This window comes from Tersicoccus mangrovi (genome assembly GCF_036881825.1).
Taxonomy (GTDB): Bacteria; Actinomycetota; Actinomycetes; order Actinomycetales; family Micrococcaceae; genus Tersicoccus; species Tersicoccus mangrovi.
This window is the reverse complement of the sequence record NZ_JBAJMW010000001.1, coordinates 426,572-447,324: the sequence shown is the minus strand read 5'-3', so window position 1 is coordinate 447,324 and position 20,753 is coordinate 426,572. Positions and strand designations below refer to the sequence as shown.

19 protein-coding genes are annotated in these 20,753 nt (G+C 72.2%); 11 read left to right on the top strand and 8 right to left on the bottom strand.

Translation table 11 applies throughout. The features are described 5' to 3' along the window. Positions 1-58 precede the first annotated feature (58 nt). Genes V6N00_RS02200 through ccsB form a run of 3 tightly spaced genes read left to right on the top strand, consistent with a single transcriptional unit; the run spans position 59 to position 3,557 of the window. Complete coding sequence (locus V6N00_RS02200; protein ID WP_334230743.1) at positions 59-769, top strand: cytochrome c biogenesis CcdA family protein; 711 nt, start codon at positions 59-61, stop codon at positions 767-769. Then, positions 766-2,505, top strand: coding sequence for a cytochrome c biogenesis protein ResB (gene resB, locus V6N00_RS02195; RefSeq protein ID WP_416385008.1), 1,740 nt, complete (start codon positions 766-768; stop codon positions 2,503-2,505). Before V6N00_RS02200 ends, resB begins: the two co-directional genes overlap by 4 nt. Further along, complete coding sequence (ccsB, locus tag V6N00_RS02190; RefSeq protein ID WP_416385007.1) at positions 2,505-3,557, top strand: c-type cytochrome biogenesis protein CcsB; 1,053 nt, start codon at positions 2,505-2,507, stop codon at positions 3,555-3,557. The genes resB and ccsB overlap by 1 nt, the downstream gene beginning before the upstream one ends. Positions 3,558-3,845: 288 nt before the next feature. Here the strand turns inward: ccsB and V6N00_RS02185 are convergent, their stop codons facing one another. Continuing rightward, positions 3,846-4,307, bottom strand: a complete 462-nt coding sequence (locus V6N00_RS02185) for a PLD nuclease N-terminal domain-containing protein (RefSeq protein ID WP_334230419.1) — start codon at positions 4,305-4,307, stop codon at positions 3,846-3,848. Positions 4,308-4,390: 83 nt separating this feature from the next. On the opposite strand from V6N00_RS02185, the gene V6N00_RS02180 reads away from it, so the two are divergent. Then, a complete protein-coding gene (locus V6N00_RS02180) occupies positions 4,391-4,828 on the top strand; it encodes a DUF4229 domain-containing protein (RefSeq protein ID WP_334230418.1) in 438 nt (145 codons plus the stop codon). Between the two features lie 35 nt (positions 4,829-4,863). Here the strand turns inward: V6N00_RS02180 and V6N00_RS02175 are convergent, their stop codons facing one another. The 3 genes from V6N00_RS02175 to V6N00_RS02165 are packed head-to-tail and all read right to left on the bottom strand — an operon-like array spanning position 4,864 to position 7,971. Next, the gene (locus tag V6N00_RS02175; protein WP_334230741.1) at positions 4,864-5,745 is read right to left on the bottom strand and encodes a 1,4-dihydroxy-2-naphthoate polyprenyltransferase; all 882 of its coding nucleotides are present in this window, start codon (positions 5,743-5,745) and stop codon (positions 4,864-4,866) included. 2 nt (positions 5,746-5,747) lie between these two features. Next, positions 5,748-6,980 (bottom strand): AMP-binding protein, encoded by a 1,233-nt coding sequence (locus V6N00_RS02170; protein WP_334230417.1) that lies wholly within the window; start codon positions 6,978-6,980, stop codon positions 5,748-5,750. 16 nt (positions 6,981-6,996) lie between these two features. Beyond that, positions 6,997-7,971 (bottom strand): 1,4-dihydroxy-2-naphthoyl-CoA synthase, encoded by a 975-nt coding sequence (locus V6N00_RS02165; protein WP_334230740.1) that lies wholly within the window; start codon positions 7,969-7,971, stop codon positions 6,997-6,999. Between the two features lie 102 nt (positions 7,972-8,073). Here V6N00_RS02165 and V6N00_RS02160 point away from each other — a divergent pair, with 102 nt between their 5' ends. After that, positions 8,074-9,027 (top strand): L-lactate dehydrogenase, encoded by a 954-nt coding sequence (locus V6N00_RS02160; RefSeq protein ID WP_334230416.1) that lies wholly within the window; start codon positions 8,074-8,076, stop codon positions 9,025-9,027. Between the two features lie 365 nt (positions 9,028-9,392). Here the strand turns inward: V6N00_RS02160 and V6N00_RS02155 are convergent, their stop codons facing one another. Next, positions 9,393-9,953: a hypothetical protein gene (locus tag V6N00_RS02155; RefSeq protein WP_334230415.1), complete on the bottom strand. Its 561-nt coding sequence runs from the start codon at positions 9,951-9,953 to the stop codon at positions 9,393-9,395. A gap of 1,583 nt (positions 9,954-11,536) precedes the next feature. After that, the gene (locus V6N00_RS02150) at positions 11,537-12,907 is read right to left on the bottom strand and encodes an ABC transporter permease (RefSeq protein WP_334230414.1); all 1,371 of its coding nucleotides are present in this window, start codon (positions 12,905-12,907) and stop codon (positions 11,537-11,539) included. Between the two features lie 128 nt (positions 12,908-13,035). Here V6N00_RS02150 and V6N00_RS02145 point away from each other — a divergent pair, with 128 nt between their 5' ends. From V6N00_RS02145 to V6N00_RS02130, 4 genes are all read left to right on the top strand, one after another. Then, positions 13,036-13,647, top strand: coding sequence for a TetR/AcrR family transcriptional regulator (locus V6N00_RS02145; protein ID WP_334230413.1), 612 nt, complete (start codon positions 13,036-13,038; stop codon positions 13,645-13,647). Between the two features lie 279 nt (positions 13,648-13,926). Continuing rightward, positions 13,927-15,123: a thiolase family protein gene (locus V6N00_RS02140; protein WP_334230412.1), complete on the top strand. Its 1,197-nt coding sequence runs from the start codon at positions 13,927-13,929 to the stop codon at positions 15,121-15,123. A gap of 2 nt (positions 15,124-15,125) precedes the next feature. Then, the gene (locus V6N00_RS02135) at positions 15,126-15,938 is read left to right on the top strand and encodes an enoyl-CoA hydratase/isomerase family protein (protein WP_334230411.1); all 813 of its coding nucleotides are present in this window, start codon (positions 15,126-15,128) and stop codon (positions 15,936-15,938) included. Further along, positions 15,935-16,801: a 3-hydroxyacyl-CoA dehydrogenase family protein gene (locus tag V6N00_RS02130; RefSeq protein WP_334230410.1), complete on the top strand. Its 867-nt coding sequence runs from the start codon at positions 15,935-15,937 to the stop codon at positions 16,799-16,801. The genes V6N00_RS02135 and V6N00_RS02130 overlap by 4 nt, the downstream gene beginning before the upstream one ends. Before the next feature lie 107 nt (positions 16,802-16,908). On the opposite strand, the gene V6N00_RS02125 is transcribed toward V6N00_RS02130, so the two are convergent. Continuing rightward, positions 16,909-17,271 (bottom strand): hypothetical protein, encoded by a 363-nt coding sequence (locus V6N00_RS02125; RefSeq protein ID WP_334230409.1) that lies wholly within the window; start codon positions 17,269-17,271, stop codon positions 16,909-16,911. Positions 17,272-17,371: 100 nt separating this feature from the next. On the opposite strand from V6N00_RS02125, the gene V6N00_RS02120 reads away from it, so the two are divergent. After that, positions 17,372-18,358 (top strand): aldo/keto reductase, encoded by a 987-nt coding sequence (locus tag V6N00_RS02120; protein ID WP_334230408.1) that lies wholly within the window; start codon positions 17,372-17,374, stop codon positions 18,356-18,358. Positions 18,359-18,508: 150 nt separating this feature from the next. Beyond that, on the top strand, positions 18,509-19,447 hold the full coding sequence (locus V6N00_RS02115) for a 5'-3' exonuclease (RefSeq protein WP_334230407.1): 939 nt from the start codon (positions 18,509-18,511) through the stop codon (positions 19,445-19,447). A gap of 12 nt (positions 19,448-19,459) precedes the next feature. On the opposite strand, the gene V6N00_RS02110 is transcribed toward V6N00_RS02115, so the two are convergent. Next, a complete protein-coding gene (locus tag V6N00_RS02110; RefSeq protein WP_334230406.1) occupies positions 19,460-20,698 on the bottom strand; it encodes an MFS transporter in 1,239 nt (412 codons plus the stop codon). Between the last annotated feature and the right edge of the window lie 55 nt (positions 20,699-20,753).

Genomic DNA, 20,753 nt, shown 5'->3' with positions numbered 1-20,753 from the left:
CCCGCTGAGCGTCCCCGCCGCAGCCAACTCGTTCGCCGAGGCCGCCTGGGGCGGGTCGATGCTCGTGGCCGTCCCGGTGGCGATGCTCGCCGGGCTCGTCTCCTTCGCCTCGCCGTGCGTCCTGCCCCTCGTGCCGGGCTACCTCGGATACGTCACCGGCCTGACCGGCGCGGACCTGCGGGATCACCGCCGCGGGCGTGTCCTGGCCGGCGTCGGCCTGTTCGTGCTCGGCTTCTCCGTGGTGTTCGTGCTCATCGGCGCGGTGTTCGGGCAGGCCGGAGCGTGGCTGAAGGGCGCGCCCTGGGTCTCCCAGGCTCTCGGGCTCGTCGTCGTCGTCATGGGCGTCGTGTTCCTCGGCGGCTTCTCGTGGCTGCAGGGCGAGCGGCGCATCCACGCCCGGCCGCCCGCCGGCCTGTGGGGCGCCCCCGTGCTGGGGCTGACGTTCGCGCTCGGCTGGGCGCCGTGCATCGGCCCGACCTTCGCCGCCGTGCAGGCGCTCTCCTTCTCCGACGGCGCGGGCGCCGTCCGCGGTGCCTGGCTCACCCTGTTCTACTGCCTCGGCCTCGGCGTGCCGTTCCTGCTCATCGCCCTGGCCCTGCGCCGCAGCGCCAGCGCGCTCGCCGTGCTGCGACGGCACCGCCTCGCCATCCAGCGGATCGGCGGAGGCCTGCTCATCGTCGTCGGCCTGCTCATGGTCACCGGGGTGTGGAACACCTGGGTGGCCGACCTGCAGGCCTGGTTCTCCGATTCCGTGAGGTTGCCGATTTGACACCGCAGAAGACCGATCCGGCCACCGGCGACACCGCGGCGCCGGTCTCCGGGGCCACCGCCGCGGGCGCCGGGGCCGGCCGGAAGCCGCCGCGCGGCGGCGGTCCCGCGCTGCCGCGGCTCGGCGTCGTCGGCACCCTGCGCTGGGCGTGGCGCCAGCTGACCAGCATGCGGGTGGCGCTCATGCTGCTCCTGCTGCTCGCCGTCGCCGCCGTGCCCGGGTCCATCTTCCCGCAGCGGCCGTCCAACCCGACGGCGGTCACCACGTACCTGCAGAACAACCCCGTCACCGGCCCGTGGCTGGACCGGTTCCAGTTCTTCGACGTCTACGCGTCCGTCTGGTTCTCGGCGATCTACATCCTGCTGTTCATCTCCCTCATCGGGTGCGTCGTGCCGCGCACGATCGCGCACGTCAAGGCCCTCCGGCAGCCGCCGCCGAGGACACCGCGCCGCCTGTCCCGGATGCCGCAGTACGGCACGCTCGTCGTGCCGGCCGAGTCGGGCGTCGACGCCGCCGAGGTCACCCGCCGCGCCCAGGCCGTGCTCAAGCGCCGTGGGTACCGCGTGCGCCTTCAGGACCTCGAGGGGGACCGGCCCTCCGCCGCCGCCGAACGCGGCTACCTCCGGGAGACCGGCAACCTGATCTTCCACACCGCGCTGATTGGGGTGCTCGTCTCCGTCGCCGTGGGCGGCCTCTTCGGCTACCGCGGGCAACGGACCCTCGTCGAGGGCGACAGCTTCGTCAACACCCTCGTCGGCTACGACTCGTTCAACCCGGGCACCAACTTCGCGGACGACCACCTGGACCCGTTCTCGATCCAGCTGGACAAGTTCGACGTCACGTTCGACCGGGAGTCCACCTCCCACTACGGCCAGCCGATCGACTTCACCGCCCACCTGACCACGCGGCAGACGCCGACGTCCGCCCCGGAGAAGCAGACCCTCAAGGTCAACTCCCCGGTGGCGCTGGGGGGCAGCAACGTCTACCTCGTGGGCAACGGGTACGCCCCGGTCGTCACCGTGCGCGACGGGCAGGGCAAGGTCGCGTGGAGCGGCCCGGTGGTCAGCAACCCCACCGACGCCATGTACACCTCGGCATTCGTGCTCAAGGTGCCCGACGCCAAGCCGCAGCAGCTCTCCTTCGTCGGGTTCTTCCTGCCGACGGCAGTGGCCGGCGCGGACAAGGTGGCCTTCTCCGGCGACCCCGACCCGCTGCTGCCGCAGCTGAACCTCAACTCCTTCAAGGGCGACCTCGGCCTGAACAACGGCGTCCCGACGTCGGTGTTCGCCCTGGACACGTCCAAGCTCACCCCGGTCAACGCGCGCAACCTGCCTGCTGGCGGCATCGTCCTCGACGGCTCGCGGCGCACCCAGAAGCTCCCGAACAACCTTGGGTCGATCACCTTCGAGGGGGTCAAGCGCTACATCGCCATCGACGTGCGGCACGACCCGGCCACCACCGGCGCGCTGGTGTTCTCCACCGCCGCCCTGCTCGGGCTCATCGGCTCCCTGTTCGTGCCCCGCCGGCGCGCGTGGGTGCGGGCCGGGAAGGCCGCGGACGGGCGCGTCATGGTCGAGTACGGGCTGCTGGCCCGCGGCGAGGACCACCGGCTCGAACGGGCCCGGGAGTCCCTGGGCCGTGATCTCGACGCCGCGCTGGTGGCCGATGGCGCGCAGAGCGGGAAGAATGACGCCGGGGGCACCACCGGCGACGACCGTCGAACGACAGGACTGTGATGGGAATCAACGAGACCCTCGGCCAGTACAGCGAGCTGCTGATGCTCTCGGCCGCGTTCGTCTACCTCGTGGCGTTCGTGGCGTTCGCCTGGGACATGGCGGCGAGCTCGAAGACGCTGCGCGCGATCGATGCGCGCGCCGCCGCGGACGCGACCGAGCGGAACCGCGAACGCACCCCGGCGATGGCCGGTGGCGGGGGCGTCGAACGCCCCGTGGCCCCCGAGGGCACCGGCCCCGACGGTCACGTCCAGGCCGACACCGTGCCGCGCGAGGACCTGCGCTACACGAATGCCCGGCGCCGTGCCGCCCGCATCGGCGTCTCCCTGACGACCCTCGCGTGGGTCATCCACGCGGCCGCCGTCGTCAGCCGTGGCATCGCGGCCGCCCGCGTGCCGTGGGGCAACATGTACGAGTTCTGCACGACCGGCGCACTGATCGTCGCCGGCGTGTTCCTGCTCTCCCTGATCCGCCGCGACCTGCGGTTCCTCGGCACCTTCGTCGTCGGCCTCGTGCTGATCATGCTGTGCGCGGCCACCATGGCGTTCCGCACCCCGGTCGCCCACCTCATCCCGGCGCTGCAGAGCTACTGGCTGGTCATCCACGTCTCCGTGGCCGTGTTCTCGTCCGCCCTGTTCACGCTCTCGTTCTGCATGAGCGCGCTGCAGCTGCTGCAGTCGCGCCGCGAGGCCGCGATCGCGGAGGGCCGGACGCCGCGCATGTCCTTCCTCGCCCGGGTGCCCACCGCCCTGACGCTGGAGAACGGCGCCTATCGGATCAACGCGGTCGGCTTCGTGTTCTGGACGTTCACGCTGATGGCCGGCGCCATCTGGGCCGAGCACGCCTGGGGACGGTACTGGGGCTGGGATCCCAAGGAGGTCTGGACCTTCGTCATCTGGACCGTCTACGCCGGCTACCTGCACGCGCGGGCGACGCGCGGCTGGACCGGCACCCGGGCCGCGTGGCTGTCCATCGTCGGGTACCTGTGCGTGATCATCAACTTCACCCTCGTCAACACGGTGTTCAACGGGCTGCACTCCTACTCGGGGCTGTGAGCCGCTGAACCCCGGCTCTCCGCGACCGGGCCCGCTGGGCCGCGACCGCTGAGGACGAAGCCCCCGCCCGGGTCCGGGCGGGGGCTTCGTCGTTCCGTCTGTCCGGTCGGTTCTCGGCATCCCCATCGCTCACGGCTCGCATCCGGTCCCACCGAGCGGCGGTGAATTCCGGGATGGGGTGCTCTGTCCCGACCAAGGTCCGCACTGTTCGGGACCCGGTGCGGTCATGGCCGCGGAAGAGCACAGCCACGAACCCGTGGTCACAAATCGGTGGTCAGGAGTCGGAGCTCAGGAGCCGGTGATCTCGTCCGGGCCGGTGCCGGCAGAACCCTGCGCCGGGTTGCGACCGTTGCGGTCGGGGTGCTGGTCGCGGACCGTGTCGTCGACCGGTCGGTCGGCGTCGGGCGTCTGCGTCGGCTCGGCGGCCGACTGCTGGGCAGCACGCTGTTGAGCGGCGCGCTCGGCCGCCTGCTGCGCGGCCCGCTCCCGACGACGGCGCTCAGCCAGGTCGGAGAGGAAGCGTGGGTCGTCGTCGGGCGCCAGCGGCCGGGAGATCGGGGCCGACGCCGTGACCGTCTGCGGCCGCCCGAAGAGGAACCACAGCACGATGCCGACGACCGGCAGGATCAGGATGACGAGGAACCAGGCGGCCTTCGGCATGGCCCGCACGTGGCCGCCGTCGGACCGGACACAGTCGACGAGCGTGTAGATCATCGCGATCGCCAGCACGGCGAACGGCAGGTAACGCATGTCGAGAGTGTAGTCGCGGGATCTGGATGTGCGCTGGGGGAGGGCCGAGAGGGTGGACCGGGACCGGCGACTAGAATGCTGCGGTGGCTCTCCTGAAGTACTCCGCCGCCCGCCTCGGCCTCGTCGCCCTCATCTTCGTGCTCGGCCTGCTGCTGCACCTGGGCGTCGTCATGTCGATGGTCGTGGCGCTCGTCGCCTCGTTCTGCATCAGCTACCTCTTCTTCGGTCGGATGCGTGACGCCGCCGCTTCGCAGGTCGGCAACCGCATCACCGGACGCACGGGCCGCCGCACGAAGAGCGAGCTGGACGACGCCGCCGCGGAGGACGGCTACTGGGACGAGCACGACCAGGTGGCGCCCGTCGACCCGCAGCAGAAGGGCAGCACCGCGGTCGATGCGGACCGGACGCGCAGCACCGCCGACGAGGCACCTCGCCACGACGCGGTCGGACGGGAAGCGGCCCGGCACGACGCCGTCCCCGACGAATCCGTCCCTCACGACGCCGGTCACCGCGACGGCTGACCGGCCCGTCCGGCCGGTCGGCTCGGGCGGTCGACTCAGACCGCGAGGTTGAGCACCACGCCGACCGTGAACAGCAGGCTCCAGGCGAGGTTGATCAGCCCGGTCTGTCGCAGCACGGGGATGAGGTCGGCCCGCTGGGTGGCCGTCAGCACCCGGCGGCACGCCGGCACGCACACCGGGGCCAGCAGGAGGACGAGGAGCAGCCACGGATGCGCCGGCGCCACGGTGAGCACCAGCAGCAGCGCGACGGCGAGCATCCCGACATAGGTGGCCCGAGCCGCGCGGTCGCCGAGCCGCACCGCGAGAGTGCGCTTGCCCACCGCCCGGTCCGTCGGGATGTCCCGGATGTTGTTGGCCATCAGCAGCGCGGTCGCGATCAGGCCCGTCGCGACGGCGGCGACGACGGCCGGCCCGTCGACCGTCAGGGCCTGCGTGTAGGTGGTGCCGAGCGCGGCCACCAGCCCGAAGAACACGAAGACGAACACCTCCCCGAGCCCGTGGTAGCCGTAGGGGCGCGAGCCGCCGGTGTAGTACCAGGCCGCGACGACCGAGACGGCGCCGACCAGCAGCAGCCACCAGGTGCCGCTGAGCACGACCAGGAGCAGGCCCGCGACCATGGCGGCGCCGAAGCAGGCGAAGGCGGCACGCTTGACCGCGGCCGGGGACGCCGCTCCCGATCCGACCAGGCGCAGCGGGCCGACCCGCGCGTCGTCGGTGCCGCGGATGCCGTCCGAGTAGTCGTTGGCGTAGTTGACGCCGACCTGCAGAAGCAGGGCGACGACGAGCGCGAGCAGCGCACGGGCCGGGTGGAACGCCCCGAGCCCCGCCGCCGCGGCGGACCCCGCGATCACCGGGGCCATCGCCATCGGCAGGGTCCGCAGCCGGGCTCCCTCCACCCACTGCGCCGTCGTCGCCACGCTCATGCCTCCTGTCCGGCCCGCGGGGCCGTGGTGTCTGGTGCTGTCGCTGCTGATGCCAGCGTCTGGATCATGCGCTGCCGGTCCGGTTTGCCGGTGGGCAGCATCGGCAGGGCGTCGGACGTTTTCACGACCTTCGGGGCGAGCCGGGCGCCGAGCCGGGCGGTCACGTGCGCGCGGATCGCCTCCGGGGTCGCCGAGCCGGCGACCCAGGCGGCCACCAGCTGGCCCCAGACGGGGTCCGGCAGCCCGGTGACGAAAGCGTCGCGCACGTCGGGCAGTTCCTCGATGGTCTGCGCGAGGACGGTAGCGGAGACCTTGAGGCCGCCGGTGTTGATGACGTCGTCGGCGCGACCCGTGACGGTCAGGACGCCGTCGGTCAGCGTGCCGGTGTCGCTCGTGGTGAACCAGCGGGTGCCGTCCCGCTCGGTGAAGGCGGCGGCGGTGCGCTCCGGGTCCGCGAGATAACCGCCGGCGACGACGGGACCGCCGAGACGGACGATCCCGTCGGTCAGGTCGACCCGCACCCCGGCCAGGGGAACGCCGTCGTACACGCAGCCGCCGCAGGTCTCGCTCATGCCGTAGGTCGTGATCACCCGCACCCCGGCGTCGCGCACCCGGCGCAGCAGGGCCGCATCGGCGCGGGCACCGCCGAGCAGGATCGCATCCAGCCGGCGCAGGGCTGCCAGGTTCGCGGTGCGCTCGTCGGCGTCGACGGGCCGGACCGCCGTCCCGTCGAGCAGCAGGGCCAGCTGGGCGGGCACCATCGAGGCGTACCGCCGAGCGCTGTCCATCTCAGCGCCGCCCATCCGGGCGACCGCCGACCGGAAGGCCCCGCCGTCGAACGGAGCGTCGTCGGGGACCACGACCGGGCGGGTGCCGTCGAGCACCGACCGGGAGAGCACCTGCAGGCCCGCCACGTAGTAGCCGGGCAGGGCGAGCAACCACTGACCGGGGCCGCCGAGGAGGGCGCGGGTGGCGTCGGCGGAGGCGCGCAACGCGGCGGCGGGCAGCAGCGTGTGCTTCGGGGTGCCGGTCGACCCGGACGTCGAGACGATCGCCGCGGTGCCGTCGGGCACGCCCGCACGCGCTGCCAGCGCGGTCACGGTGGCGAGGACCTGCGGGTCGGGGGAGGCGACGACGGCGGGGCCGCCGTCCAGCGCCGCCGTCAGCGGGCCGAGCAGCGCGAGCGGGTCGGCGCCGCGCGGGGTGAGCAGAGGGGTCAGGCCGGTCACGGGTGCGGGAGCCGCCTCAGAAGTAGTGCGGGAAGCGCGACCAGTCCGGGTCCCGTTTGCCCAGGAACGCGTCGCGGCCCTCGACGGCCTCGTCGGTCATGTACCCGAGACGGGTCGCTTCCCCGGCGAACACCTGCTGGCCGAACAGGCCGTCGTCGGGCAGGTTGAACGCGAACTTGAGCATCCGGATGGCCTGCGGGGACTGCCGGGCGATGTCCGCGGCGTACTCCAGGGCGGTCTTCTCGAGGTCGGCGTGGTCGACGGCCTCGTTGACGGCACCGAGGCGCACCATGTCCTCGGCGGAGTACTCGCGGGCCAGGAAGAAGATCTCGCGGGCGGCCTTCTGCCCGACCTGCCGGGCCAGCAGCGCGGACCCGTAGCCGGCGTCGTAGGAGCCGACCGTCGCATCCGTCTGCTTGAACTTCCCGTGCTGGCGGGAGGCGATGGTCAGGTCGCAGACGACGTGCAGGCTGTGGCCGCCGCCGGCCGCCCAGCCGTTGACGACGGCGATGACGACCTTCGGCATGGTGCGGATCAGGCGCTGCACCTCGAGGATGTGCAGGCGCCCGGCGCGGGCGGGGTCGACGGTCTCGGACGTCTCACCCTCGGCGTAGCGGTAGCCGTCCCGGCCGCGGATGCGCTGGTCGCCGCCGGAGCAGAAGGCGTGGCCGCCGTCCTTAGGGGAGGGGCCGTTGCCGGTCAGCAGCACGGTCCCGACGTCGGGCGTCATCCGGGCGTGGTCCAGGGCCCGGTACAGCTCGTCCACGGTGTGGGGACGGAAGGCGTTGCGCACCTCGGGCCGGTCGAAGGCGATGCGCACGGTCGGCAGGTCCGTGACGACGGAGCCGTCGGCGTCGCGCTCGACCTGCCGGTGGTAGGTGATGTCGGTGAAGTCGAAGCCCGCGACGACGCGCCACTGCCGCGGGTCGAAGAGATCGGAGACGGACGCGGGGACCTCGTCCCGCCGCGAGGGGTTCGGCTCTCCTGGCATCGTCACCCCGCAAGTCTAGTGGTGGCGCGGGGGTCGCTCCCTTCCTAGGCTGATGGCGGAACCGTCGCCGCGCAGCAGGCCTCGAGAGGGAGAGGGATCGCCATGACCACGCTGACCCGGACGAAGCTCGCGATCGTCGGTGCCGGGGCGGTGGGCACGTCGCTGGCGTACGCCGCCCTGATCCGCGGTTCCGCGCGGGAGGTGGCGCTGTTCGATGTCGCGACGGAGAAGGTCGAGGCGGAGGTGCTGGACCTGGCCCACGGCACCCAGTTCACGGGGTCGTCGACCGTCGTCGGCGGGGACGACATCGGGGTGGTCGCGGGCGCCGACGTGGTCGTCATCACCGCCGGCGCGAAGCAGCAGCCGGGGCAGACCCGGCTGGACCTGGCCGGCGCCAACATCGCGATCCTGCGCAGCGTGCTGCCCCGGCTGCTCGAACAGGCCCCGGACGCGGTGTACGTGCTGGTGACGAACCCGTGCGACGTCCTCACGGTGGCAGCCCAGCAGATCAGCGGCCTGCCCTCGCACCGGGTCTTCTCCTCGGGCACGGTGCTGGACACGTCCCGTCTGCGGTGGCTTATCTCGCGGAAGGCCGGCGTCGCGACGTCGAGCGTGCACGCGACCATCGTCGGCGAGCACGGGGACAGTGAGTTCCCCCTGTGGTCCAGCGCGACGATCGGGCTGGTGCCGATCCGGGACTGGACCGTGGACGGGCGGCAGTTGTTCACGTGGGAGTACCTCGAACAGCTCACGGACCAGGTGGTCAACGCCGCCTACACGGTGATCCGCGGCAAAGGCGCCACCAACTACGCCATCGGGCTCTCGGGTGCGCGGATCGTCGAGGCGGTCCTGCGGCACGAGGACGCCGTGCTGCCCGTCTCCAGCGTGCTCGACGACTACGCAGGCGTCTCCGGCGTCGCGCTGTCGGTGCCGACCGTCGTCGGCGGCAGCGGGATCGAGCGGGTGCTCGAGGTACCGATGAACGGCCGCGAACTGGGCCTGCTGCAGGACTCGGCGGCCACGCTCCGGCGTTCGCTGGCCGGCCTCGGCTTCTGAGGTCGGCCTCGCGGGCACCGGTGCGGCTCGCGCGCCGGAGAGGCCGCGCCGAGTGGACGGTCGATGTCGCGACACGGGTGACGCTGTCGCACCTGTCGTCCACGCGACACCTCGTCGGCATCGAGTGGACCGACGATGTCGGGGAGAGCGACGCGGTGGCGCACCTTCCGTCCACTGGACGCGTGGCGCTTGCCGAGTGGGCGGACGTTGCCGTTGACAGGGCTTCGGTGTCGCATCTTCCGTCCACTGGACGCGTGGCGCTCGCCGAGTGGGCGGATGTTGCCGTTGACGCCGGCTTCGGTGTCGCTCCTTCCGTCCACTGGACGCGTGAGCCGCTCACGCCCTCATCTCGTCGCCACCGGATCTCACCGCGTCCCGGGACCTCGCGCCCTCAAGGCATCGTGCACCTTCGCCACGGCCCGGGGTACGCGACCCAGGCGGTGCTCGACGACGATGCGCAGATCATCGGCGCTGATCCGCACCTCGACCCAGCCGGCGCGGGTCGTCAGGTCCGCACGTTCGATGTCGAGCCGGTGCTGGCGGGGGTCGGCGTGATGGGCGCCGTCGTACTGCACGCTCACCCGTTGAACCACATACGCCAGGTCGGGAAGGACGTCCCGCGACCAGGGGTCGATCGGCACGACGACGCCGAGCTCCGGCTCGGGCAGACCGGCACGCACGAGAGCGAGGCGCAGTCGCGTCTCCGGCGGCGAATCGCTGCCCACGCGGACCAGTTCGAGCGCCGCCCTGGCCAGGCGTACCCCGCGCGCCGGCCGAGCGCAGCGGTCGACCAGGTGCTGCAGCGTGCTCAGGGGCTGGCGGGCAGGCCGTCCGTCTCCGATGTGGGCGCACACGATCGCGTCGCCGAGCTCCACGAGTTCGTCCAGGTTGAGGTAGGGCGCGAGATCGAGATAGGTCCGTTCCACGCTCGTCACCGCCCAGGAACCGCGTGACCGGACGTCGTCGCGGTCGAACCGCGTGCGATGTGCGACGACACCCCGTCGGCGGATGCGCGTTCCCGACGTGTTGCTGCCCGCCACGCTGAGGTGGACCCGTGTGTCGGCCACCAGGCGTGGGGGCAGCGGAAGTCCCCACCAGAGAGCTGCCGTGTGGTGGCTGACAACTCCGTGCGGGTGGAGGCCGAGCAGCGCCCGCGCCACCATCAACGGTGCCACGGGGACGGACCCTGGATGGCGCAACCCGCGCGACGGCATCGTGAGGTCGCGATAGCGCAAGCGGGACACGGAGACACCGAGCTCATGTGCGTCGTGCACGGTGAAGCACCGGTCCTGCAGCTCGGGCGGCAGAGGGCGAGCCGAATTCATGACGTCAGCATGGCCGATGTCGTGTCGACGCCGCCGACGTTGTCCACAGGCTCGGCGTCGACGAGGGAGGACGAGGCTCGGCAGGCTTCCGGAGCGTGCAGAGGCAGGACACCGAGTGGACGGTAAGTGTAACGACGGTGGTTCCGGCGGCGCATCGTCGGTCCACTCGACGCGGCTCCGTCGCCGAGTGGACGGCAGATGCGGCACGGGAGTCGATCGGTCGCATCGTCCGTCCACTCGGCGCCGATGAGGCCCCGCGAGCCAGATCACGCGCATCCGTTCGCTCAGGGAGAGGGAGAGGGAGAGGTCGTGTCGACGCCGCCGACGTTGTCCACAGGCTCGGCGTCGACGAGGGAGGACGAGGCTCGGCAGGCTTCCGGAGCGTGCAGAGGCAGGACACCGAGTGGACGGTAAGTGTAACGACGGTGGTTCCGGCGGCGCATCGTCGGTCCACTCGACGCGGCTCCGTCGCCGAGTGGACGGCAGATGCGGCACGGGAGTCGATCGGTCGCATCGTCCGTCCACTCGGCGCCGATGAGGCCCCGCGAGCCAGATCACGCGCATCCGTTCGCTCAGGGAGAGGGAGAGGGAGAGGTCGTGTCGACGCCGCCGACGTTGTCCACAGGCTCGGCGTCGACGAGGGAGGACGAGGCTCGGCAGGCTTCCGGAGCGTGCAGAGGCAGGACACCGAGTGGACGGTAAGTGTAACGACGGTGGTTCCGGCGGCGCATCGTCGGTCCACTCGACGCGGCTCCGTCGCCGAGTGGACGGCAGATGCGGCACGGGAGTCGATCGGTCGCATCGTCCGTCCACTCGGCGCCGATGAGGCCCCGCGAGCCAGATCACGCGCATCCGTTCGCTCAGGGAGAGGGAGAGGGAGAGGTCGTGTCGACGCCGCCGACGTTGTCCACAGGCTCGGCGTCGACGAGGGAGGACGAGGCTCGGCAGGCTTCCGGAGCGTGCAGAGGCAGGACGCCGAGTGGACGGCAGATGCGCTGACGGTGGTTCCGGCGGCGCATCGTCGGTCCACTCGATGCGGCTCCGTCGCCGAGTGGACGGCAGATATGACAGAAGGGGCGATCGATCGCCTCATCCGTCCACTCGGCGAAGAGGAGGGCGAAGAGGAGGGCGGGGCGGCGCAGGCCGGGACGGCGACGGGCGGAGGCGCCGCGCCGCCTCGCCTGTCAGACCTGCGCGGCGTGCCGGCCGTGGGACGCGGTGACCGGCTCGGCCTCGACGGTCGGCCGGGACCCGGAAGAACCGGCCCGCTGATCGGCCCCCTCCAGGTGCACCGTCTCCTCGTTCCGGTGCCGGCCGAGCACCGCCAGCAGCACGCCGGCCACCGACCAGCACGCCAGCACGAGCCACCCGTGGGCAGTGCTCGCGTCGGGGAAGTAGGAGAGGTCGCGCAGCAGGTTGCCCGTCGCGCCGGGGACGAACCACTGGCCGATGGCACCCCACGCCCCCGGCAGGAACTCCGGCGGCGAGGCGAGGGAGGAGAGCGGGTTGCCGACGAACATGGTGAGGATGGCGCCGACCGGGATGCCCGCGCGGCCGAGCAGCGACTCGAGGCCGACGATCGTCATCGCCGTCGCGAACAGGCCCAGGCCCATCGCCAGCCAGTTGAGCAGGAACGGGCCCTGCAGCAGGCCGAACCAGGGCTGCATGATGAGGATCAGCACGAGGCCGCCGACGAGCGCGTAGGTTCCCGCGGCCGCGATCCGGCGACCGAATCCGGAGATCAGCAGCGCCACGATGAGGCCGCCGATCATGCCGCCCATCGCGAGCGGCAGGCCGAGCAGGCCGAGCCCCGTGCCGCGGGGGTCTCCGGAACTCAGCGGGGCGATGTCGGTGATGGTGATCGACGGCTTCGGGGCGGCGGTCACCGCCGCGGCGGCGGTCGTCGCCGTGCTCTTCGCGGCGGCCGCCTGCTGCTGAGCGCCGGCCAGCTGGGCGGAGAAGGCCTCCCAGGCCGGGCCGGTGTGGGATGCCGGCGTCGGGAATTGGGCCGCCGCGACCCGCTGCAGCGTCCCGACGACCGCTCCGGCGGCCGCCGCCTTCGCGCCGTCCTGCGCCGCCGTGCGCGCGAGCCCGGTCTGCGCCGTGATGGCGTCGCGCTGCAGGCCCTGCCCGATGATCCCCACCTTCTGCGCCACCAGCTGGGTGACGACGGGGGAGGCCGCCGACGCCGTCAGGACCTCGATCGAGGAGCCCGAGACGACGAACGCCGCGTACGCCTCGCGGTGGGTGAGCGCCGTGCGGGCCTCGTCCTGCGTGGCAGCGTCGCGCACGTCGAAGCGTCCGTCGTCGGTCAGGGTGCGGTGCAGCGCGTTCGCGGCGTCCTCGGTGCCCACGACGACGACGGGCAGGTCCTTCACGCTCGAGGTGACGGTGGGCCAGACGAAGGCGAGCAGCACGACGGCGACGGCCGCGGCCGCGGCGAGCCCGGCCATCATCGTCACCCGCCAGCGGGTGCGGGTCCGGGTCGGCGGTCCGGCCGGGGTGGTGGGCGTGGCCGCGTGGTCGGACGCGGCGAGGGGAGCGGTCGTGGTCATGGGTCCTCGGATGACGAGAGGAGCGGCACGCGGCCGCCACGAGCAAAAAGAATGGTTGTTCTCTATGGGACCATGACCTCGGGAAAAAATCAAGAACGATCATTCTTTTTGGTTGCTAGGATGTGCAGATGCCCCGCGTCAGTGATGCCCATCGGCAGCAGATGATCGACCGGATCATGGAGGCCACCTTCGCCCGCGCCCAGCAGCGCGGGCTGCACGAGATCTCGATGGCGGACATCATCGACGCCTCCGGCCTGTCCGCCGGTGCGATCTACGGCTACTTCTCCGGCAAGGACGAGCTGATCCGGGCCGTCGCCCACCGCGCGTTCGAGGTCCGGCTCACCGCCCTCGCCGCGGCGTCGCAGGCCCGGCCCGTCCGGCCGCCCGCCGAGGTCCTCGGCGACCTGCTGGGAGCGCTTGCCGCCCCGCGGGACACCGGGCTCGTCGTCCAGGTCTGGGCCCTCGCCACCGTGTCCGAGCCGATGGCTGCCCTGGCCCATGAGGCCTACGGCCGTGTCAGCGCCGCCGTCGCCGGCTACCTGACGGCCTGGTTCGCCGCCGGTGCGGACGGCCCCCGCCTGTCCGACGACGAGGCGGCGCAGCGGGCAGCGCTGTTCACCCCGGCGATCGTCGGACTGCTCCAGGCGTGGATCGTGCGCCCCGTCGTCGCGCCCGGCCAGGACCAGGACTACGAGGACGCCACACGCGCCGTGCTCACGGCCATCGCCGCCGCCGGCTGACCTGTCCGCGACGGCTGTCCGCCGGGCGACGGCCGACGCCGACCGACCGGACGCCGACGCGTCGCGATGACGGTCGACGATCGACGACGGCCGCGATGGCGGCCGTCGGGCGACCGAAAAGATCCGGCGGGTGCCGGGTCGACACGACCGCGTCATGACATTGACCGGTTCCCGCACGCCGTGACATTCTTGAACGATCGGTCGGTATTTCGTCGCCGGACACCCCTGTGCCCGCGACGAGGAAGCACCCGACCCAGCAGCTGGACGAAGGAGTTCCCGATGCCCGAAGCGTTTCTCGTCGGCGGTGCGCGCACCCCGGTCGGCCGATACGGCGGCGCCCTGTCGTCCGTACGCCCGGACGACCTGGCCGCCCTCGTCGTCAAGGAGGCCGTGCAGCGGGCCGGCGTGCCGTCGGACGTCGTCGACGAGGTGATCGTCGGCAACGCCAACGGCGCCGGTGAGGAGAACCGCAACGTCGCGCGCATGGCGTGGCTGCTCGCCGGCTTCGAGGACAGCGTCCCCGGCATCACCGTCAACCGCCTCTGCGCCTCGGGCATGAGCGCCATCATCATGGCCAGCCACATGATCAAGGCCGGTGCCGCGGACGTCGTCGTCGCCGGCGGCGTCGAGTCGATGTCCCGCGCGCCCTGGGTCATGGCGAAGCCGACGACGGCGTTCGCCAAGCCCGGCGACGTCTTCGACACCTCGATCGGCTGGCGCTTCGTCAACCCGATCTTCCAGGCGCAGGAGAAGACGACGTACTCGATGCCGGAGACGGCCGAGGAGGTCGCCCGCGTCGACAGCATCAGCCGCGAGGACGCCGACGCCTTCGCCGCCGGTTCGCAGGAGAAGGCGCTCGCCGCCATCGCGGCCGGCCGTTTGGCCGACGAGATCGTCCCGGTGACCGTCAAGACCCGCAAGGGCGAGACCGTCGTCGACACCGACGAGGGCCCGCGCGAGGGCACCACCACCGAGGTGCTGAGCAAGCTGCGGCCGGTCGTCACGGGCGGGTCCGTCGTCACCGCCGGCAACGCCAGCTCCCTGAACGACGGCGCCTCCGCCATCGTCGTCGCCTCCGAGGCGGCCATCCAGAAGTACGGGCTGACGCCCCGTGCCCGGATCGCCGACGGCGCCTCCGCCGGTGTCCCCGCCCCGATCATGGGCATCGGCCCGGTCCCGGCCACCCACAAGGTGCTCGACCGCACCGGCTGGAACCTGGGCGACATCGGCGCCGTCGAGCTGAACGAGGCCTTCGCGACCCAGTCGCTGGCCTGCATCCGCCGGCTCGGCCTGGACCCGTCGATCGTCAACAACGACGGGGGCGCCATCGCGCTCGGCCACCCGCTCGGCTCCTCTGGCTCCCGCATCGCCATCACACTGCTCGGCCGGATGGAGCGCGAAGGCGCGGACAAGGGCCTGGCGACGATGTGCGTCGGCGTCGGCCAGGGCACCGCCCTGCTGCTGGAGCGGGTCTGATCATGACCGACGACGCCGCCGACTACACGACGCTGCTCGTCGACGAGCGGGAGGACCGGCTCCACGTCGCCCTCAACCGGCCCGAGGTGCGCAACGCGATCGACGCCACCATGGTCGCCGAGCTGCACGACGTGTGCGCCCGGCTCGAGCGCGACCCGCGGATCCTCATCCTCTCCGGCACGCCGCCCACGGAGGGCCGCACGGGCATCTTCGCCTCCGGCGCGGACATCGCCCAGCTGCGCGAACGCCGCCGGGAGGACGCGCTGGCGGGCATCAACTCGGGCATCTTCGTCCGCATCGCCCAGCTGCCGATGCCGGTCATCGCGGCGCTGGACGGCTTCGCCCTCGGCGGCGGCGCCGAACTCGCCTTCGCCGCCGACTTCCGCCTCGGCACCCCGAGCGTGAAGATCGGCCAGCCGGAGACCGGGCTCGGCATCACGGCCGGCGCCGGCGCCACCTGGCGGCTCAAGGAACTGGTCGGCGAGCCGCTGGCCAAGGAGATCCTGCTCGCCGGCCGCATCCTGGACGCCGACGAGGCGCTCGCGGCCCGACTGATCACCGAGGTGCACGAGTCCGCGGACCTGCTCGACGCCGCGCACGCGCTCGCCGATCGCATCGCCGCGCAGGATCCGCTCGCGGTCCGGCTGACCAAGACCGTCTTCCACGCCCCGCGCGAGTCGCATCCCGTGATCGACACCCTCGCGCAGGGCATCCTCTTCGAGTCCGACGCCAAGTTCGCCCGCATGGACGCGTTCCTGGCCAAGCGGGTAGCGAAGACCTCGGCATCCGCCCCCACGAAGGGAACCCCGGCATGAGCGCCACCAGCGTCCCCACCTCCATCCCCACGCGCATGGGTGTCCTCGGCGGCGGCCGGATGGGCGCGGGCATCGCCCATGCCTTCGTCCTCGCCGGGGCCGAGTTGGTCGTCGTCGAGCGCGACGAGGCGGCCGCGACGGCGGCGCGGGAGCGGGTGGAGTCCTCGCTGCAGGCCTCCGTCGAGCGCGGCACGACGAGCGAGGACCTCGCAGCCCTGACCGGCCGGCTGTCCGTCTCCACCGACTACGACGACTTCACCGGCCGCGGCCTGGTCGTCGAGGCCGTCCCGGAGGACGTCGACCTCAAGGTCACGGCGCTGACCGAGGTCGAGAAGCGGCTCGGCGCCAACGCGTGGTTGGCGACGAACACGTCCTCGCTGTCCGTCGACGTCCTCGCCGCCAGGCTGCGCCACCCCGAGCGGTTCTGCGGGCTGCACTTCTTCAACCCGGTGCCCGCCTCGGGCCTCGTCGAGGTCGTCATCGGTGGGCAGACCGGCGACGAGCTGCGCGACCTCGCGCCCGCGTGGGTCCACGACCTGGGCAAGACCCCGGTCGTCGTCCGCGACGCCCCGGGCTTCGCCTCGTCCCGCCTCGGCGTGGTCATCGGTCTGGAGGCGATCCGGATGCTCGAGGAGGGCGTCGCCTCCGCCGAGGACATCGACGCCGCGATGGTGCTCGGCTACAAGTACCCGATCGGGCCGCTCAAGCTCACCGACATCGTCGGCCTGGACGTGCGGCTCGACATCGCCGACTACCTCGCCTCCACCCTTGGTGACCGGTTCGCCCCGCCGCAGCTGCTGCGGGACAAGGTCGCCGCGGGCGAGCTCGGCAAGAAGTCCGGCCGTGGGTTCTACGACTGGTGAGTCGCTGCTGACGAGAGCATGACGACGCACCGCGGCCCGGGCTGGTGATCAGCCCGGGCCGTCGTCGCGCTCGGTGTTCGTGCGTACCGTCGCGTCAAGACCCGGAATCAGCCCGGCGCCTGGGTGAACGCGCCGGGGTCGGACTTGCCTGAGCCGCTCTCGCCGTAGGCCTCCTGCTCGAGCTGCTCGGTGCGCCCCTCGTTCGGCTCCGCGGACTCGTCGTCCTGCGCGGTGGTGCCGCGCTCGCCGGGGGTACCCGCGTTGCTCTCCGACGCGGTGCCGTCTGCAGCGGTGTCCTCCGACGGGGCGGCCGCCTCGTCGTGGACGTGGAAGTGGTCGTCGTCGACGTGCTTGGCGCTGCCGTCGGAGTAGCTCTCCGCGTCCCCGTAGCCGTGCTCCTGCGCGTACTCGCCGCCGAGGTTGCGGCTCAGGCCGTCCGCCGTCAGCCGTGACTCGCTCTCCCTGGACATGGGCCTCTCCCTCCGGTCATGGCCGGCGACTTTCTCCGGCCCCTGAACCGCAGCATACTGAGGATGAAGGACGAGAGACAGACGACGCGAAGGAGTTGCCGTGAAGACGGTGGCATGGGGCAGCCAGGGGCTGCGGGCCAGCAACGAAGGACTCGGCGCGATGGGCATGAGCGCCTTCTACGGACCGCGGGACGACGAGGAATCGGCCGCGACCCTCAACCTCGCGCTCGATCTCGGGGTCAGTCTGATCGACACGGCCGAACTGTACGGGCCGTTCATCAACGAGCAGCTGATCGCGAAGGCGATCGGCCACCGCGCCGACGAGTACGCACTGGCCACGAAGTTCGGGTCGGAGATCGGCGAGGACGGCAGCCGGGGCCCGGTCAACGGGAGCCCCGAGTACGCCCGCAAGGCGCTCGAACGGTCGCTGACGAATCTGAAGCGGGACCACGTGGACCTCTACTACGTGCACCGCATCGACTCGAACCGGCCGATCGAGGAGACCATCGGGGCGCTCGCCGAGTTCGTCACCGAGGGCAAGGTGCGCTACCTCGGCATCAGCGAGGCGTCCGCGGAGACGATCCGCCGGGCGCACGCCGCGCACCCCATCAGCGCGGTGCAGACCGAGTACTCGCTGTTCCAGCGCGAGCCCGAGTCCAACGGTGTGCTGGCCACGACGCGGGAGCTCGGCATCGCGTTCGTCGCCTATTCGCCGCTCGGCCGCGGCCTGCTGACCGGGGCCATCACGAGCCGGGACCAGCTCGCCGACGACGATTTCCGCAAGAACGCGCCGCGCTTCAGCGGTGACAACCTCGACGCGAACCTCGCCGTCGTCGCGAAGGTCACGGAGCTGGCCGACGCTCGCAAGGTCACGCCGGGTCAGCTCGCGCTGGCCTGGGTGCTCGCGCAGGAGTCCGTGGTCGCGATCCCCGGCACCAAGCGGCGCACCTACCTGCAGGAGAACGTCGCGGCGGCCGATCTCGAGCTGACCGCCGACGAGCTCGCCGCCCTCGACGAGGTGGCCCCCGTCGGTGTCGCTTCCGGTGAGCGGTACGACGAGAACGGGATGCGCTCGGTCAACCACTGAGTTGGGTCGACCACTGACCAGCACACGCGTGATGGGCGGCCGTCCGCTCCCCGGCTGAGCCGGTGGGTGGACGGCCGCCCGTCGGCGTCGGTGAACCGGGCGGCTCGTGGCAGCTCGTGACCGCGGCCGGCGGCGTGTCATGATCACCGCATGGCCGATCGCCTCATGCTCCTGGACACCGCCGCCATGTACTTCCGCGCCTTCCACGGGCTCCCGGAGTCCCTGAAGGCGCCGGACGGCACCAGCGTCAACGCCGTGCGCGGCCTCCTCGACGCCATCGCACGCCTCGTCGGCGAGTACGAGCCGACGGACCTGGTCGCCTGCTGGGACGCGAACTGGCGGCCGCACTGGCGCACCGCGCTGATCCCCGAGTACAAGGCGCACCGCGTGCGCCGGGAGGTGCCCGACGGCGTCGACGTCGAGGAGACCCCCGAGCTGCTCGACCCGCAGATCCCCGTGATCCGGGAGGTCCTCGAGGCCCTCGGCATCGCCCGGATCGGGGCCGAGGACCACGAGGCCGACGACGTCATCGGCACCCTCGCCACGCGCGCGGACATGCCCGTCGACATCGTCACCTCCGACCGCGACCTGTTCCAGCTGGTCGACGACGACGCCGGCATCCGGGTGATCAACACCGCGCGCGGCATGAACAGGATCGAGGTCGTCACCGACGCCGTGATCCGGGACAAGTACGGCATCGGCGCGGCCCAGTACGCCGACTTCGCGGTGCTGCGCGGCGACACCTCGGACGGGCTGTCCGGCGTCGCCGGGGTCGGGGAGAAGACCGCGGCCGGGCTCATCGCCGACCACGGGGACCTCGACGGCGTCATCGCGGCCGCGGCCGACGAGGGCGGCGGGATGTCCCGCGGCGCCCGCGCGAGGATCACCGCGGCGGCGGACTACCTGGCGGCCGCCGCGCCCGTCGTCCGGGTGGTCCGCGACCTGGAGCTGGACCTCGACCTGGGGTCGGGCGACGCCCGTCTGCACCCGGTCACCGGCAAGGCGCGGGAACGGGTCGAGGCCCTCGGCGAGCAGTGGAACCTCGGCGGCTCCGTCGGACGCATCCTCGCCGCGCTCGACACGCGGTGACACCGGCGCCGCTCAGGAACCGCCGGTGTCAATCTCGTCCGGCAGAGCAGGCACGACTCGGCGCTCGCGCACGGCATGCGCCGTCACCAGCACGGTGGACAGTACGAGCAGGGCGAACGAGCCGACCAGGGCGGCGGTGAGGCCGAGGACGGCGAGCAGCCCGCTCACGGCGATGACGCCGAGGTTGTTCGCGGTGCGCAGCACGGCGAACAGTTCCGCGCGCCGGTGGGGCGGGGAGAGCCGGTCGACGACGAGCGAGTAGAACGTCCCGAGCACGGGCAGCAGGAACCCGATGACGGCGGCGCCGACCAGGGTCGTCGCCAGGTTGCCGCCGACGAGGACGAGGCCGGCCGCCGCGGTGGTGGCGGCGAGGAAGACGGCGACCTTGCCGAGCCCGGGTACCCGGTTGCGGATGCTGACCCACACGCCGCCGCTCACCGAACCCACGCACAGCACGAGCGCGAACAGGAAGGCCCACCCGGGCCCGAGTCCGAAGGACAGGGCGAAGGACACCGCCCCCACCTCGATCGCCGCGACCACGGCGCCGCTGGCCCCGGCGCACAGCAGCCACAGGAGCACGCCCGGCGGAAAAGGCTGCCGCGGTGTCCGCGGTCGGTGCGACGGGGTGTCGAGTGCCGGCGCCGGGACGGGCACGTTCGGCAGCAGGACGAGGGGAGCGACGCCGAGGACGGTGACCGCTGCGAGCGCCCACGTGGGGGAGAGCGCGCCGAGCAGCGCGGCGAGCGCCGGCGCGACAGCGAACGTCACCTCGTTCAGCGTCGCGGCGACCCCGAGCGCGCGCGGCAGCCGGGCCGGGTCGACGAGATGGTTGAGCAGCATCCGCTGATACCCATAAGCGGCACCGTTGACCACCCCCGCGACGACCACCGGCGCCACGAGCCAGGGGAACGGTGCGGCCACCGCCGCGAGGACGGTGAGCACGCCGAAGGCGGCCGTCCTCATGGCGATGAGCATGCGCAGGTAGGGGACGCCGGCGAAGCGGGTGCCGAGTCGCGCCACGGGCACGGCGCCGAGCACCTGCGCCGTCGTCATCGTGAACACCAGCGCGGCACCGGTCGCGGCGGAGCCGGTGATCGCCAGGGCGACGAGGGCGAAGGCGATCGGCGCCGCCGCCTGCGGCACCCCGAAGGTCCCGTAGCCGATCTGCCAGCGCAGGACGTCGGTGCGGCGACGTGACGACCGTTCGATCGTCGGGGCGTTCACGTGGCCGTCGGCGCGCGTCTCCGTCATCGCGTCGCCCCCGTTTCGATCACCGCGCATCTCACCATGAGCACTATAGTGCTCA

What these genes read in the sequence shown, in the direction of transcription:
- V6N00_RS02200 (WP_334230743.1), top strand. Translation starts at nt 59, where the DNA reads ATGCTCGTGGCCGTCCCGGTGGCGATGCTCGCCGGGCTCGTCTCCTTC.
- ccsB (WP_416385007.1), top strand. Translation starts at nt 2,505, where the DNA reads ATGGGAATCAACGAGACCCTCGGCCAGTACAGCGAGCTGCTGATGCTC.
- V6N00_RS02185 (WP_334230419.1), bottom strand. Translation starts at nt 4,307, where the DNA reads ATGCGTTACCTGCCGTTCGCCGTGCTGGCGATCGCGATGATCTACACG.
- V6N00_RS02165 (WP_334230740.1), bottom strand. Translation starts at nt 7,971, where the DNA reads ATGCCAGGAGAGCCGAACCCCTCGCGGCGGGACGAGGTCCCCGCGTCC.
- V6N00_RS02160 (WP_334230416.1), top strand. Translation starts at nt 8,074, where the DNA reads ATGACCACGCTGACCCGGACGAAGCTCGCGATCGTCGGTGCCGGGGCG.
- V6N00_RS02150 (WP_334230414.1), bottom strand. Translation starts at nt 12,907, where the DNA reads ATGACCACGACCGCTCCCCTCGCCGCGTCCGACCACGCGGCCACGCCC.
- V6N00_RS02145 (WP_334230413.1), top strand. Translation starts at nt 13,036, where the DNA reads ATGCCCCGCGTCAGTGATGCCCATCGGCAGCAGATGATCGACCGGATC.
- V6N00_RS02140 (WP_334230412.1), top strand. Translation starts at nt 13,927, where the DNA reads ATGCCCGAAGCGTTTCTCGTCGGCGGTGCGCGCACCCCGGTCGGCCGA.
- V6N00_RS02135 (WP_334230411.1), top strand. Translation starts at nt 15,126, where the DNA reads ATGACCGACGACGCCGCCGACTACACGACGCTGCTCGTCGACGAGCGG.
- V6N00_RS02130 (WP_334230410.1), top strand. Translation starts at nt 15,935, where the DNA reads ATGAGCGCCACCAGCGTCCCCACCTCCATCCCCACGCGCATGGGTGTC.
- V6N00_RS02125 (WP_334230409.1), bottom strand. Translation starts at nt 17,271, where the DNA reads ATGTCCAGGGAGAGCGAGTCACGGCTGACGGCGGACGGCCTGAGCCGC.
- V6N00_RS02115 (WP_334230407.1), top strand. Translation starts at nt 18,509, where the DNA reads ATGGCCGATCGCCTCATGCTCCTGGACACCGCCGCCATGTACTTCCGC.
- V6N00_RS02110 (WP_334230406.1), bottom strand. Translation starts at nt 20,698, where the DNA reads ATGACGGAGACGCGCGCCGACGGCCACGTGAACGCCCCGACGATCGAA.